This window comes from Arenimonas sp., assembly GCF_019459675.1.
In the GTDB taxonomy this organism is placed as follows: domain Bacteria; phylum Pseudomonadota; class Gammaproteobacteria; order Xanthomonadales; family Xanthomonadaceae; genus Arenimonas.
The window spans coordinates 1-13,918 of record NZ_JAIBFH010000303.1; the positions used below are offsets into that span (position 1 = coordinate 1).

Below are 13,918 nucleotides of genomic sequence, written 5' to 3' on the forward strand. Positions count from 1 at the left end.
ACCTACCCGTACGTCACCAGCTCCAACACCACCGTGGGCGGTGCGCTGGCCGGTGCCGGCGTCGGCGCCGATGCGATCGACTACGTGCTGGGCATCGCCAAGGCGTATGCCACCCGCGTGGGCGGCGGTCCGTTCCCGACCGAGCTGGACGATGAAGTCGGCCAGGGCATCCGCGACCGTGGTGCCGAGTACGGCGCTTCGACCGGTCGCCCGCGTCGTTGCGGCTGGATGGACATCGTCGCGCTCAAGCGCGCCGTTGCCATCAACGGCATCAGCGGCCTGTGCATCACCAAGCTGGACGTGCTCGACGGCATGGAAAAGCTGAAGGTCTGCATCGCCTACGAATACCGCGGCAAGCGTACCGAGTACGCGCCGCTGGACGCGCAGGGCTGGGAAGAGTGCACCCCGGTGTACCTGGAGTTCCCGGGCTGGACCGAGAACACCCACGGCATCACCAACTGGGACGACCTGCCGCCGGCCGCCCGCGCTTACCTGCGCGCGCTGGAAGAGCTGGCCGGCTGCCCGGTCAGCATCGTCTCGACCGGCCCGGACCGCGACCACACCATGGTCCTGCAGGATCCGTTCGCCTGATCAGGCGCGCAGTGCCGGGTCACGCCCGGCAGTGCTACGTGGTCTGAAGGAAAAGCCCCGCGCGAGCGGGGCTTTTTCGTTGGCGCGCCCGCATACGCTTCAGCGCCGGCCGACGCCCATCTGCAGTTCCGACAGCTCCAGGTTCTCATCGCGGTTGGCATCCAGGCTCTGGAAGCGCATCTGCGACGAGCGACGCATCTCCTCGGCACTCAGTTCGCCGTCGCCGTTAAGATCGGTGATGCGTACCCATTCCGCTGCCGAGAACTCGCCGTCGCGTTGTGGGCCCAGCACCGCCTGCACTTCATCCACCGTCACCCGGTAGTTGTGGTCGGCATCGAGCACGCGGAAGAAGGCATCGCCGTCGTACTCATCCCGGCTGATCCTGCCATCGCCATTGCGATCGAGCAGGGCGAAGCGGTCGGCGGCCGTGGCGGGCAGTTCCTGCGCCACTATGGTGCCGGCCGCCACCACGCCGCAGAGAAGGAGCAGGGCAACGCGCGGCGCGAGCATCTTCATGGTGGTCTCCAGTATGGGGGCGGTGGTCGAGGCGGGCCGTCAGCGGCCAGTGTCCGCCGCGTCGGTGATCGGTACAACGGCAAATTCCCGGATTCGCGCCAGTAGTTCTACTGGTCGGCCGCGACCCTTGGCGCGTCGTGATCGCGCCGGTTATCGAGGCCATGGCATGCTGTGCAGCCTCTCAACGGTCCGCCGGGGCGAAATGGAGTCTGGAGACACACCCTTCGCGATGAGCAGCGCCAGCCGCGCGCTGCATGCCGTGGTGAGCGAGCTCGAAGCGATGCTGCGTAGCGACGGGGAGCGCCACTGGGCGGATTGGATGCAGCGGGTCAAGCTCAAGCTCGAGCAGGGCGCCCCCGACGCGCCGGAGAGCCTGCTGCGCGCCTATGGCGGCATGGGATCGTTCAATGATCTCGCGCTGGGCCAGGATTACAGCAACGGCCATTTCCAATGGAAAGCTGACGCGGGCGAACTCAACGAGCGGCTGGATGCACTGCGCGGCCGGGCCTGGGAACTGGCACGGGCGATACGGGACGCAACATCCGCTGCACGTTGATCACTGGGCGGCAAGCGGCGCGCCCTTCAATACCGGGTACGGATTGATCGACTCGCCCTTCCACCACTGCTTCTCCGGGCCCAGTACATGGATCTCGAAATGCAGGTGCGGTGCTTCCGGGCTGGCATTGCCGGTGCTGCCGACATAGCCGATCACCTCGCCGCGTTTGATGGTCTTTTTCTCCGCCAGGCCCTCGGCATAGCGGTCCAGGTGCGCGTAGTAATAGCAGTAGCGGCCGCTCGGTTCGAACTGATAGACGGTCAGCCCGCCACGCACGCTGTCGAACAGTTTTTCCACCGTGCCATCGGCAACGGCAAGAACCGGCGTGCCGTTCGGCGCGAGGATGTCGATCGCGTCGTGCACGCGGCCTTCGCTGCGCGCGTCGGTGAAGGTGTCGGAAAGCTGCGCGGGCGTGATGCCATCGACCGGGATGATCAGCGACAGCGCGGGCAAGGGCACCGCGGCCGCAGGCGCATCCGGCACCGGCGCTTGGGCGACCGGCGGGGCCTCGGCATCCACCGGCAGTTCGCCCGGCACCGGCTGCGACGGCGGCACCACCACCACGGCCGGACGCGGCAGCGGCGCGGGCTCGCTGCCGCCGCGCGGCATCTCCGGCGACGGCAGTTCCACCCGCGGCGCGGCCTGCATCGCCGGCACCAACGGCACCGACGGCTGTGCCGCCACGACGGCGGGCGGCGGCGTGGGCACCACCGTCACCTGCCTATCCCAGCCCACCAGCACCAGGCCCAGCCCCAGCGCGCCCGACAGGGCACCGGCCACGAACATCGCCGCTCGGTTCATGCGCTGTCTCCCGGCAAGCCAGGCGTCATTCGCGAAGCGTCGCCACCATGCCCGGCGACACCGCGCCCGCGACCAGCATCACGCTCCAGTTGGTCATGCGAATGCAGCCGTGCGACTCGGTCTTGCCGATGCGCGAGGGCTCGGGCGTGCCGTGGATGCCGTAGTGCGGCTTGGACAGGTCGATCCACGCCACGCCCACCGGGTTGTTCGGGCCCGGCGGCAGCGTGGCCTTGCTGTGCTCGGGGTTGCCGTCCCAGAACAGCTTGGGGTTGTAGTTGAACACCGGGTTGCGGGCGACGCCGTTGATCTTCCAGTCCCCGATCGGCAGCGGGTCGCGGTTGCTGCCTGCCGAGGCCGGGAACTGCGCGTAAGCCTTGTCTTCGGCGTCCAGCAGCAGCACCACCAGGTCGGACTTGTCCACCACCACCTTGGCGGCCTTGGGCAGCTCGGCAACGCCGTCGATGTTGGGCACCCGGATCACTTCACCGGCCCGGTCCAGGGATTTGCCGGGGTTGAGCGACTGCAGCAGCTTCGGGCTGGCGTGGAAACGCTCACCCAGCGACTCGGCCACCGTGGCGAAGCCCAGCGCGGGCAGCTTCGCCTTCTCCATCATGTCGCGCGGCGCCGTGACGAAGGGACCCGCCACGTCGTCCGGCAGCAGCGTGTAGTCCACCAGCGTGGGCACGGCGCCTTCCTCGAGGGCGGCCCAGGTGGCTTCGTCGAGCTCACCGCTGTCGGTCAGGCCGTGGCTGCGCTGGAAGCCCGCCACGGCCTTGGCAACGTTGGAACCGCTGACGCCGTCGATCTCGCCCGGCGAGAACCAGGCGCGATCAAGCAACACCTGGGCGCGCAGCACTGAACGGGCTTCGGCTTCGGCCTCAGCGCCGGCATCAGCGGCAGGTACCGCGGGCGATGGCGTGGGCGCCTGCGCCGGCAGCGGCTCTTGCGCCCACAGCGGCAGCGGCAGCGACAGCAGAAGCAGGGGCAACAGCGCCGCCGGGAACTTGGGGTGGGTCATGTCGTTGTCGCCAGGTCAGGGATTCAAACCCAGTATGGAAGCGTCAACATGAACCGCGGCGGCGCAGCGCGCCGCCTGCCGTCGCCTCACGCGGGATCAGGGCGCCGGCGTTTCCACGTGGTCGCGCACGTAGCGGTCGAGCAGGCGAACGCCGAAGCCGGACGCGCCCAGCGGCACCGTCGGCAGGACGGGCAGGTCGCGCCAGGCCATCGAAGCGATGTCCAGGTGCGCCCACGCCACGCCTTCCTGCACCCAGGAACCGATGAAGAACGCGCCCACGCCGGCGCCCGCGCGCGCCGTGCTGCCACCGTTGCGCAGGTCGGCGATCGGCGACTCCAGGTCCTTGGCGTAGCTGGGGTGCAGCGGCAGGCGCCACAGGTCTTCGCCCGACGCAGCGCCTGCGGCCAGCAGGTTCGCGGCCAGCGCCTCGTCGCGGGTGAACAGGCCGCCGTACTCGTCGCCCAGCGCCGTCACCTGCGAGCCGGTGAGCGTGGCCACGTCGATCACCACGCGCGGACGGTCGCGCTGCTGGACAAACCAGATCGCGTCCACCAGCACCATGCGGCCCTCGGCGTCGGTGCTCATCACTTCGTAGGTCTTGCCGCTCATCGTGCGGATCACGTCGCCGGGGCGCGTGGCGGTGCCCGACGGCATGTTTTCGGCCAGCGCCGCGACGGCGATGGCATTCACCCGGGCGCCGCGCTTGGCAAGGGCCAGCACCGCGCCGGTGACCGAAGCGGCCCCGGTCATGTCGTACTTCATCTGCCAAAGGTTCAGCGAAGGCTTGATCGAGATGCCGCCGGTGTCGAAGGTGATGCCCTTGCCGACGAAGGCGACCGGGGCCTCGTCGCGACCGCCGCCGCGGTAACGCACCACCAGCAGGCGCGGCGGCCGCTGACTGCCCTGGCCCACGGCCAGCAGCGAGCCCATGCCCAGGGCCTGCATCGCCGGGACGTCGAGCACTTCGATGCTCACGCCGGGCACGTCGCGGAAGGCTTCGCGCGTGCGTTCGACGAAGGACTCGGGATAAATCGTGTTCGCCGGCTCGGTCACCAAGTCGCGGGCAAAGCGCACGCCTTCGGCCACCGGCTGCCACTGGGCGGTCCAGGCGCGTCGCGCGCCCTCGGCATCGGCCACCCGCAGCACCAGTTCACCCTGGCCCAGCACCGGGGCTCCGGGCCTGGGCGTGCGGTAATTGCGGAAGGTGTACTGGCCCAGTGACGCGCCCATCGCCAGGTGGCCGCCGGCCATGGCGATATCGGTGCCAGGCCAGAGCAGTTCGATGCGCGGTGCGCCGCTGAGCGCAGCGGCCTGGCCGACCAGGCCGCCGACGTCTTCCAGCAGCCGCGGGCTCGCCGCCTCGCTGCCAACGCCCACCAGCACCACCTGCTGGTAGGGCCCGACGCCCGGCAGGTTCAGCATCACGCCGCGGTCGCCGATGAAGCCCGCGGCGGCCACCGCGCGCTGCAGGGCACCGCCGCTGACGCGATCAACCTCGGCGAACGCACCTTCCATCGGCGCGCCCTGGCGCACCACGACGGCCACCGCACCCTCAGCCGGGACGGCGTAAGGCGCGAACTCAAGCTTGCGTTGCGCATCGGCAGGCGACGGCGCGGCGAACGCCACGATGGCCACGATGACGGCGGACAGGCTTGCAAATCGATTCACGGTATCTCCAGGGCTGGTGACGCCAACGGGCGGGGGCCGACCCGGCATCCGGGCGGCGTTACCTTATAACAATGCCTGCCCTCCTGTAATCGTCATGTCACGACTTCGATCCGGCCCAGTCGCAGGGCGTGAGACACACAGCGCGTCTGCTGGGCGCCCGTCCCCGGTGCCCCGCCCATGCCTCCCACCACGCAGCTTGCCCCGCACCGCCACGCCACCGGCCTGCTGCCGGTGCCGGAGAAAACCTCACAGGCGCTCACGGCCAGGCTGGGCACGAAATACGCCGACCGCATCACCGGCGTCATCCACCTGCCCGGCCGCGAAGGCAGCTACGCGCCCTTCCCCGCCGACCTGCCCGAAGCCCTGGCGGCCGCGCTGCGCAGCCGCGGCATCACCCAGCTCTACAGCCACCAGGCGGCTGCCTGGGCGGCCTCGCAGCGCGGCGAGAACATCGTGGTGGTCACGCCCACGGCTTCAGGCAAGACGCTGTGCTACACGCTGCCGGTGGTGGCGGCCGCCATGCACAAGCAGGCCAAGGCGCTGTACCTTTTTCCCACCAAGGCCCTGGCGCAAGACCAGGTGGCCGAGCTGCTGGAGTTGAACAAGGCCGGCGACCTCGGCCTGCGTGCCAACACCTTCGACGGCGACACCCCGGGCGATGCCCGCCAGGCCATCCGCCTGCACGGCGACATCGTGGTGTCCAACCCCGACATGCTGCACCAGGGCATCCTGCCCCACCACACCAAGTGGGCGCAGTTCTTCGAGAACCTCGAGTTCGTCGTCATTGACGAAATCCACACCTACCGCGGCGTGTTCGGCTCGCACCTGGCCAACGTGCTGCGGCGGCTGAAGCGTGTTTGCGCGTTCTACGGCGCGAACCCGCAGTTCATACTGTGCTCGGCCACCATCGGCAACCCGAAGCAGCACGCCGAAGCGGTGATCGAGGCGCCGGTCACGGCCATCACGCAAAGCGGTGCGCCCACCGGCGACAAGTCGGTGCTGCTGTGGAACCCGCCGGTGGTCAACCCCGACCTGGGCCTGCGCGCCTCGGCCCGCTCGCAGAGCAACCGCATCGCGCGCCTGGCCATCAAGGCCGGGCTCAAGACCCTGGTGTTCGCGCAGTCGCGCACCATGGTCGAGGTGCTCACCAAGTACCTCAAGGACGTGTTCGACCACGACCCGCGCAAGCCGCCGCGCATCCGCGCCTACCGCGGCGGCTACCTGCCCACCGAACGCCGCGCCGCCGAGCGCGACATGCGCGCCGGCCGCATCGACGGCATCGTCAGCACGTCGGCGCTGGAGCTGGGCGTGGACATCGGTTCGCTCGACGTGGTGGTGCTCAACGGCTACCCCGGCTCCATCGCCGCCACCTGGCAGCGGCTGGGCCGCGCCGGCCGGCGCCAGCAGGCGTCGCTCGGCGTGCTGGTGGCCAGCTCCGACCCGCTCGACCAGTACCTGGTGCGGCACCCGGAGTTCTTCGAAGGTGCGCCGCCCGAACACGCGCGCCTGCACGCCGACCAGCCGCTGATCCTGCTCGACCACATCCGCTGCGCCGCCTTCGAGCTGCCCTTCCTTCGCGGCGAAACCTTCGGCCCCGTGGACGCCACGCCCTACCTGGAGCTGCTGGCCGAAACCGAAGTAGTGCATGCCGAAGGCGAGCGCTGGGAGTGGATCGCCGACAGCTACCCGGCCAACGCCGTGGGCCTGCGCTCGGTGGCCGACGGCAACTTCGTGGTGGTGGACCGCACCGACGGCAAGCAGGCGATCATCGCCGAGGTGGACTACAGCGCCGCCGCGCTCACGCTGTACGAAGGCGCCATCCACATGGTGCAGTCGGTGCCCTACCAGGTCGAAAAGCTCGACTGGGACGGCCGCAAGGCCTTCGTCACCCGCACCCACGTGGACTACTACACCGACGCGATCGACTACACCAAGCTCAAGGTGCTTGAACGCTTCGACGGCGCCATTGCCGGCCAGGGCAGCACCCACCACGGCGAAGTGCACGTAGTGCGGCGCGTGTCGGGCTACAAGAAGATCCGCTACTACACCCACGAGAACATCGGCTACGGCCCGGTCACCCTGCCCGACCAGGAGCTGCACACCACGGCCGTGTGGTGGCAGCTGCCGTCGGCGGTGCTGGATGCGGCCTTCCCTTCGCGCCAGGACGCACTGGACGGCTTCCTGGGCGCGGCCTACGCCCTGCACATCGTCGCCACGGTGTCGGTAATGGCGGAGGCGCGCGACCTGCAGAAAGCCGTGGGCAGCGGCGACGGTGCCTGGTTCGCGTCGTCCGACGGCCGCGGCCGCGGCCAGCTGCGCGGCGGCGACGGCAAGCCGATGGACCCGGCCGCGCCCGAGCAGTTCATCCCCACCGTGTACCTGTACGACGCCTACCCCGGCGGCATCGGCTTGAGCGAGCCGCTGTACGGGCGCCGCGCTGAGCTGCTGCAGCGCGCGCGCGACCTGCTGCAGGCCTGCGACTGCACCGCCGGCTGCCCCGCCTGCGTCGGGCCGGTGCTGGCCACCGACGAAACATCCGTCACTCCCCCCAAGCACCTAGCCACCCGCGTCCTGTCGCTGCTGGAAGAAACGGGGTCAGGTTCACTTATCGGAAAGGATGCGCATGGCTGACGTGCTGGAAAAACTGCGCCGCCTGCGCCAGGACGCTGGCGTAGCCGCACCCACGCCCGCGCGCCTGCCCGCACACCTCGCAGAGCGCGCCCCGGCCTGGGGCGAACCCGCCGCCAATGCCGCCGCGCCCACCCGGCCGCGGCCCGAAGTGCCCGAACACATCCGCCGCCTGCTGGGCATCCGCGCCAAGGCCACCGCACCGCGGCTCGCGGCGCCGCCGCGCCCGATCGCCAACGACCGTCACGTGCCCGGCAATGAAATCGCGCCCGGCCTGTTCTTCACCGAAGAACTCATCGCCTGGCACGACACGCCGCCCGTGCTCAACGCCGCCTTCGCCAAGCTCGGACCCATCCAGCGCGAACGCCTGCTGCACTTCGACACCGAAACCACCGGCCTGGCCGGCGGCACCGGCACGCGCGCCTTCATGATCGGCGCCGCCGACTGGCGCGAGGGCCACCTGCGCCTGCGCCAGCTCACCACCACCACGATGGCCGCCGAAGCCGACATGCTGCGCACCTTCGCCGCCTGGCTGGCGCCGGGCACGGTGCTGGTGAGCTACAACGGCAAGTGCTACGACGCGCCGCTGCTCAACACGCGCTACCGACTGGCGCGGCAACCCAGCCCGCTCACCGGCCTGCTGCACCTGGACCTGCTGCACCCCGCGCGCCGCCAGTGGAAAGGCCGGTGGGAAAACTGCCGCCTCGGTACGCTCGAACGCCGCGTGCTCGACATCGTGCGCGACGACGACCTGCCCGGCTCCGAAGCCCCGCGCGCCTGGCTTGACTACCTGCGCGGCGGCAGCGCCCGCGACCTGCGCCGCGTCGCCGAACACAACGCCCAGGACCTGCGCAGCCTGGCCGGCCTGTGCCTGCACCTGGCCGGGCTGGCCTGCCAGGACGGTCAGGGCTCGATGGGCGCACCGCCGATGCGCGTGTAGGTGGACTGGTCGGCGCTCAGGCCGTAGATGCCCTGGATGGTCAGCGTGTCCCGGGAACAGGTGTAGGCAAAACCGTTGGAGCCGGTGGAAGGCCCCGAATCCCGCATCGAACGCGAGGGGAGGCTCAGCGGCCCCATCTGCATGTCGTAGGTCCACACCACGTCCTGTCCGGTGTAGTGCGCGATTCCCGCCTCGGGCGAGCGGATGTCCCAGGTGAAGCTCGTGCTGCCCCGGCGCGTGGCCGTCTGCACCATCTGCCCGGTGCTGTCACCGGCGCTGCAGCGGTGGCCGAAGCCGCTCCAGCGGACTTCGCCGCGCGCCCCCGGCTCGAAGCTCAGCACCCACGGCTCGCCCACGGCGGAACAACTCATCGACGCCCCGTGCGCCGCCAGCGACACACCGCCGATCTGCGACACCTGTGCGGCCTGCGCCGCCACCGCCGCTGGCGTCGGCGCCCAGTCCCCGATCAGGCAGCAGGCGCGCTCATCCACGCGCTCGGGCTCGCTGGAGACGAAGGTGTGCCGCGGCACGTCGCCTTCGACTGCCACGGTCAGCACCGTGTAGAACTTGTCCTCGTTGCAGGCCAGCACGCGCGAGGGTGGGTCGGTCCAGCGGCCGTCTTCTCCGAAGCGGCTGCGCAGCTCGCCGGTGGCGCCCTCGATGGCCAGGTTGTAGCGGCGCCCGCGGTTGAACTTGAAGGTTTCGCGCGCGAGCACGTAGGGGTCGGTGCTGCTTTCGTGGCGCTGTTCACCCGCGAATACCACGGTGGCGCCGTTGTTGACCACCGACTCCAGGTCGCGGCCGTCCGGGAACCGGATGCGGCCATCGAGGTAGTCCTCCCCGAAACCTATCCAGTCGGGCATCGGCAACGCCGCCTGCAGCGCCGCCAGCTGCGCGTCCCGCCCGGGCGACGGCGCCATGCGGCGCAGGAACGAACGCACGCCTTCCGGCCCGCGCCGATGCCCCAGCCCAAGGAAAAACACCACGGCGGGGTAGTTCATGTCCAGCAGCGAATCGTCCGGCGAACCCCGGTCGAACTGCCCGATGAAGCGCTGGCCCTCGCTGCTGCCGGGGTTGGCCAGGTGGGCGAAATACTCCGCCGAGCCCTCCATCCACCAGTCCACTTCAAGCGCGCCGGCGCGGCGCTGCTCGGCGTCGGGCTGCCAGGTGCCGGGAAAACTCACGGCCTGCATGCAGTGGAAAAGTTCGTGTGCATACGTGAACAGGAAGGCGTCGAGCGTGATCTCCCGCGCCGTCTTGAAGTAGATCACCTTGCACTCGTCGGCCGCACCGAACGTGCCCGCGTGGAAGCCGCCGTAGTCGATGTTGGAAAGGAACACGGTCGTGGGCGGCAGCGTCAGCCCGCCCATCGCGTCCATGGCCCGGCCCAGGCGCGTGGCCAGTTCGTCCACCCGACGGATGAACTCGTCGTGGCCGGCGTCCAGCGCCGGCGTCGGCGTGTAGTCCACGATCACGCGCACCTCGGCCACGCCGCCGCGCCAGCGCACGTGGGTGGTGTGGATGGTGCGGCAGCGGCGGGGCGTCAGCGACTCGGCGAACCCGGCCAGATAGCCCGGGTCGGTGCAGCGGCCAAAGGCCAGCGCGGGGTCGGCGGCGGCCAGGCCGCAAAGCATCAGCAGGCAGGCGAAGAATCGGAACCGCATGGCAATCGCTCCCGGCGTTGGATCCTTCCGATGACAACGGGAGCCGGCCCGCGCCGCGGTCATTCGACGCCCACGGCCGGCGATTATTCCGCCGACGACACCGTGTTGCGCCCCGCGCCCTTGGCCCGGTACAGCGCCTGGTCGGCGCTCTGCATCAGGCTGACGAAGTCGGCCGCCTGCGGCGGCGTGCGGGTGGACGTGCCCATGCTGATCGTGACCCGCCCGCCAACCGGATTGCCGCCGTGGGCGATGCCCAACGCCTCGACCCGTCGCCGCAGGTGTTCGGCCATTTCCTGCGCGCCGGCCTCGTCGGTGCGCGGCAGGATGACCGCGAACTCCTCGCCGCCGTAGCGCGCCACCACCGCGCCTTCGAGCTTCACGCCGGCCGCGATGGCCGCGGCCACCTGCTGCAGGCAGCGGTCTCCGGCCACGTGGCCGTACAGGTCGTTGTAGGGCTTGAAGTGGTCGATGTCGGCCATGATCAGGCTCACCGGTTCGCCGTGGCGGGTGGCGCGGTGCCATTCGCGCTCCAGCGCCTCGTCGAAGCTGCGGCGGTTGGCCAGCAGGGTCAGGCCGTCGGTGGCCGACAGTTCGCGCAGGCGGTCCTCGAGCTGCTTCTGCACCGTGACGTCGCGGAACACCATCACGTGGTGCTCGATCTTGCCGGCGGCATCGCGCACCACGTCCAGGCTGGCCTCGAGCGGGAATCGGTCGCCGTCGGCGCGCCGCGACCACAGCGTGCCCTCCCAGTGCACGCCGGTCTGCAGGCGCGAGCGGATCTGCTGCAGCACGTCGGAGTCTTCGGCGAACAGCGGCGGAACCTGCCCCAGCACCGCGCTGGCCGAATGCCCGGTGATGCGTTCGAAGCCCGGGTTGGCGCTGAGCACCCGCAGCTCCGGGTCGAGCACCAGGATGCCCTCGCCGGCGTGGCGCACCACCACGTCGGCCAGGCGCAGGCCCTCCTGCGCCTGCTGCAGTTCGTCCAGGCGATGGGCGAGTTGGCCGTTCAAGGCGGCCAGGCGGCCGGCGCTGCGCTTTTGCAGGTGCAGTCCCAGCGTGAACAGCGCAACCAGCGAAAGCAGCAGCGCCGAAATCGTCAGCGCGAACGCACGGTAGCGCGCCTGCGTCGCCAGCCAAGCGTCGGCGCGCACGTCCATGCCCAGGATGGCGATGACCTGGCCGCTGGCGTTGCGCACCGGTGCGACGGCGGTGACCCAGTAGCCCCAGCGGTCCTGGTAGGGCGGCTGGATCTCGGGGATGCCGGTGCGGTACACGCGCCACAGTTCGTCCGAGGGGCCGTCGTACGCGTCGCCGGGTGCGGAGTAGTCCGCGGATTCCGGCGCTTCGGCATCGGCGATGAAAACCAGAGCGTCGCCCGACGGGCGCATCAGGTAAACGAAGCGGAAATCCGGGTTGACGTCGCGCGCCCGCCGCAGTTCGTCGCGCACGCCGTCGAAGCCGGCGCTGCCGATGTCGGCGGGGCTGCCCTGCAGCGCGGCGATGCGGGGCGATTCGAGCGTGGCCGCCGCTGTGCGCGCAAGCGACAGGATGCGGTCGCGTTCGAGCCGGTCGCCGGTGCCGGTCACGAAGTCGGTGAAGAGCCACGAAGCCACCAGCGCCAACAAGAACAGCGCACCGCCCACCCACAGGTGCATGCGGTCCGGTCGGTCCAATGGGGGCGTCGGGCGAGCCATGGCCAAAGCTTACCCCGCAGGACCAGCGGCTGGCACGGCTATTGCAGTGCTTTGCTCCGCGTCATCGTTGCCCGGCCACCGGGCACCCCTGTCCGCCGACTCCGCCCTCGCGTAGCCGGCCTTTTCGGAGAGTCCCCATGATCAAGTTCCCCCGCACCACCCTGCTCGCCTCCCTGCTGGGCCTGGCCCTGGCCGTGCCCGCCGGCGCGCAGGAGCCAGCGCACCAGGACGACGATGCCCCCATGAGTCACGGCCTGTCGGCAGTGGACCAGAAGGTCGTCAGCGAGTCGCTCCATGCAGGTCGCAAGGAAATCGAGGCCGCGCGCCTTGCAAAATCCCGGTCCACCCAGGAAGCCATCCGCGAGCTGGCCACCGATATCGAACGCGACCACACCGGGCTGAACGAACGCCTGGAGGGCATCGGCGGCGGCGTGCGTCCCTTCGCCGCACCGGCCACCGCCTCGGGCGGCAACCACGACAACCCGGCCCCCGACAGCGCGGCCCCGGGCACGCCGCCGACCGTGGCCACTGACCATGACCTGTCGATGCTGGACGGCCTCCAGGGCGCCGAGTTCGACGCCGCTTGGCTGCAGATGATGATCGACGGCCACAAGACCTCCGTCGAGCGCTTCCGCAGCGGCGCCGAAGGCGGCGGCGCGGAAGTGATGGGGCTGTCCAAGGACGCGCTGGTGATCGTGCGTCGTCACCTGTCGCGCCTGGAGGCGCTGCAGAAGCAGTAAGGACGCCCGATTCGGAACGCCATGGGAAGCGCCGCCTCCGGGCGGCCTTCCTTCTCCGGCGGCTCGCGGTAGGCTGTTGCGATGAGCCCCACCCCCCTGCGCGTCGGCACCGCCAGCTGGACCGACCCCAGCCTGATCCAGTGCAAGCGCTTCTACCCGCCCGGCTGCACCAGTGCCGAAGGCCGGCTGCGCTTCTACGCGGAAAAGTTTCCGCTGGTGGAGGTGGACAGCAGCTATTACGCCCTGCCCTCGGCCCGCAACGCGCACGCCTGGGTCGAACGCACGCCGGACGACTTCGCCTTCAACATGAAGGCCTTCCGCCTGTTCACCGGGCACCAGACACCCGCCAAGGCCCTGCCCAGGGACGTGCAGCAGGCGCTGGCCGGGCACTTCGCCACGCACCGCAACCTGTACTACCGCGACACGCCCGCGGAAATCCGCGACCTGCTGTGGCAGCGCTTCGAGAACGCCGTGCGGCCGCTGCGCGAGGCCGGCAAGCTGCGCGCGCTGCTGTTCCAGTTCGCGCCGTGGGTGCACCGCAGCGCCAGGGCCCACGACCACATCGTCGAATGCACGCGCCGCCTGCACGGCTACCACCTGGCCGTGGAGTTCCGGCACCGCTCGTGGTTCGAGGGCGCCGCCTGCGAAGAGACCCTGGCCTTCGAGCGCGCGCACGACCTCACCCACGTGGTGGTGGACGAGCCGCAGGGTTTCGAGAACTCGATCCCGACCGTGTGGGCCGCCACGTCGGACAAGCTCGCCATGCTGCGCCTGCACGGCCGCAACGCCGCCACCTGGAACATCGGCGGCGAGGCGGCGTCGGAGCGCTTCAACTACGACTACTCCGACGCCGAGCTGGCCCGGCTGGCCGCGCCGCTCAAGCGCATGGCGACCGAACTGGGCGGGGAAACCCACGCCATCTTCAACAACAACTACGGCGACCAGGGCCAGCGCAACGCCGCCACGCTGCAGGCGCTGCTGGCGCAAGGCTGAGCCCGCGGCGCGGGCGGGGCCGCCTTCAGCGGCCGCCGGCACCGGTGGGCTTGGAGGTGGGCTTGGAGGTGCGTTTGGCCGCCGGCCTGGCCGCTGCCTTGCGGGCCGG

At 70.3% G+C, this 13,918-nt stretch carries 11 protein-coding genes and 1 pseudogene; 6 read left to right on the top strand and 6 right to left on the bottom strand.

The window, feature by feature from the left end:
- The coding region (locus tag K0M70_RS10290; protein ID WP_290781782.1) for an adenylosuccinate synthetase at positions 1-591 on the top strand (591 nt) is incomplete at its 5' end.
- Between the two features lie 99 nt (positions 592-690).
- Here the strand turns inward: K0M70_RS10290 and K0M70_RS10295 are convergent.
- Positions 691-1,107, bottom strand: a complete 417-nt coding sequence (locus K0M70_RS10295; protein ID WP_290781783.1) for a hypothetical protein — start codon at positions 1,105-1,107, stop codon at positions 691-693.
- A 229-nt stretch (positions 1,108-1,336) separates the two neighbouring features.
- Between K0M70_RS10295 and K0M70_RS10300 the strand changes: the two genes are divergently transcribed.
- On the top strand, positions 1,337-1,663 hold the full coding sequence (locus K0M70_RS10300) for a hypothetical protein (protein WP_088435357.1): 327 nt from the start codon (positions 1,337-1,339) through the stop codon (positions 1,661-1,663).
- On the opposite strand, the pseudogene K0M70_RS10305 reads toward K0M70_RS10300, so the two are convergent.
- From K0M70_RS10305 to K0M70_RS10315, 3 genes and pseudogenes are all read right to left on the bottom strand, one after another.
- A pseudogene (locus K0M70_RS10305) lies at positions 1,664-2,176 on the bottom strand (M23 family metallopeptidase); the annotation flags it as partial.
- Positions 2,177-2,489: 313 nt separating this feature from the next.
- A complete protein-coding gene (locus tag K0M70_RS10310; RefSeq protein WP_290781784.1) occupies positions 2,490-3,482 on the bottom strand; it encodes a L,D-transpeptidase in 993 nt (330 codons plus the stop codon).
- A 96-nt stretch (positions 3,483-3,578) separates the two neighbouring features.
- A complete protein-coding gene (locus tag K0M70_RS10315) occupies positions 3,579-5,150 on the bottom strand; it encodes a leucyl aminopeptidase (RefSeq protein WP_290781785.1) in 1,572 nt (523 codons plus the stop codon).
- A gap of 177 nt (positions 5,151-5,327) precedes the next feature.
- On the opposite strand from K0M70_RS10315, the gene K0M70_RS10320 reads away from it, so the two are divergent.
- Positions 5,328-7,781 carry a DEAD/DEAH box helicase gene (locus K0M70_RS10320; RefSeq protein WP_290781786.1) on the top strand — a complete coding sequence of 818 codons (2,454 nt, stop codon included), beginning with the start codon at positions 5,328-5,330 and terminating at the stop codon, positions 7,779-7,781.
- A complete protein-coding gene (locus tag K0M70_RS10325) occupies positions 7,774-8,718 on the top strand; it encodes a ribonuclease H-like domain-containing protein (protein ID WP_290781787.1) in 945 nt (314 codons plus the stop codon). Before K0M70_RS10320 ends, K0M70_RS10325 begins: the two co-directional genes overlap by 8 nt.
- On the opposite strand, the gene K0M70_RS10330 is transcribed toward K0M70_RS10325, so the two are convergent.
- Both K0M70_RS10330 and K0M70_RS10335 read right to left on the bottom strand, forming a co-directional pair.
- Positions 8,682-10,382: a hypothetical protein gene (locus tag K0M70_RS10330; protein ID WP_290781788.1), complete on the bottom strand. Its 1,701-nt coding sequence runs from the start codon at positions 10,380-10,382 to the stop codon at positions 8,682-8,684. The two genes, K0M70_RS10325 and K0M70_RS10330, sit on opposite strands and share 37 nt — an antisense overlap.
- Before the next feature lie 83 nt (positions 10,383-10,465).
- Complete coding sequence (locus K0M70_RS10335; protein WP_290781789.1) at positions 10,466-12,055, bottom strand: diguanylate cyclase; 1,590 nt, start codon at positions 12,053-12,055, stop codon at positions 10,466-10,468.
- Between the two features lie 158 nt (positions 12,056-12,213).
- Between K0M70_RS10335 and K0M70_RS10340 the strand changes: the two genes are divergently transcribed.
- On the top strand, positions 12,214-12,816 hold the full coding sequence (locus K0M70_RS10340; protein ID WP_290781790.1) for a DUF4142 domain-containing protein: 603 nt from the start codon (positions 12,214-12,216) through the stop codon (positions 12,814-12,816).
- Positions 12,817-12,897: 81 nt separating this feature from the next.
- Entirely contained in the window at positions 12,898-13,809 is a 912-nt protein-coding gene (locus tag K0M70_RS10345) for a DUF72 domain-containing protein (RefSeq protein WP_290781791.1), read from the top strand.
- Positions 13,810-13,918: the final 109 nt, after the last annotated feature.

Excerpts from the sequence above, each read along its gene's own strand:
- K0M70_RS10345 (WP_290781791.1), top strand. The coding sequence starts at position 12,898 with ATGAGCCCCACCCCCCTGCGCGTCGGCACCGCCAGCTGGACCGACCCC.
- K0M70_RS10320 (WP_290781786.1), top strand. The coding sequence starts at position 5,328 with ATGCCTCCCACCACGCAGCTTGCCCCGCACCGCCACGCCACCGGCCTG.
- K0M70_RS10300 (WP_088435357.1), top strand. The coding sequence starts at position 1,337 with ATGAGCAGCGCCAGCCGCGCGCTGCATGCCGTGGTGAGCGAGCTCGAA.
- K0M70_RS10325 (WP_290781787.1), top strand. The coding sequence starts at position 7,774 with ATGGCTGACGTGCTGGAAAAACTGCGCCGCCTGCGCCAGGACGCTGGC.
- K0M70_RS10330 (WP_290781788.1), bottom strand. The coding sequence starts at position 10,382 with ATGCGGTTCCGATTCTTCGCCTGCCTGCTGATGCTTTGCGGCCTGGCC.
- K0M70_RS10340 (WP_290781790.1), top strand. The coding sequence starts at position 12,214 with ATGATCAAGTTCCCCCGCACCACCCTGCTCGCCTCCCTGCTGGGCCTG.
- K0M70_RS10310 (WP_290781784.1), bottom strand. The coding sequence starts at position 3,482 with ATGACCCACCCCAAGTTCCCGGCGGCGCTGTTGCCCCTGCTTCTGCTG.
- K0M70_RS10295 (WP_290781783.1), bottom strand. The coding sequence starts at position 1,107 with ATGAAGATGCTCGCGCCGCGCGTTGCCCTGCTCCTTCTCTGCGGCGTG.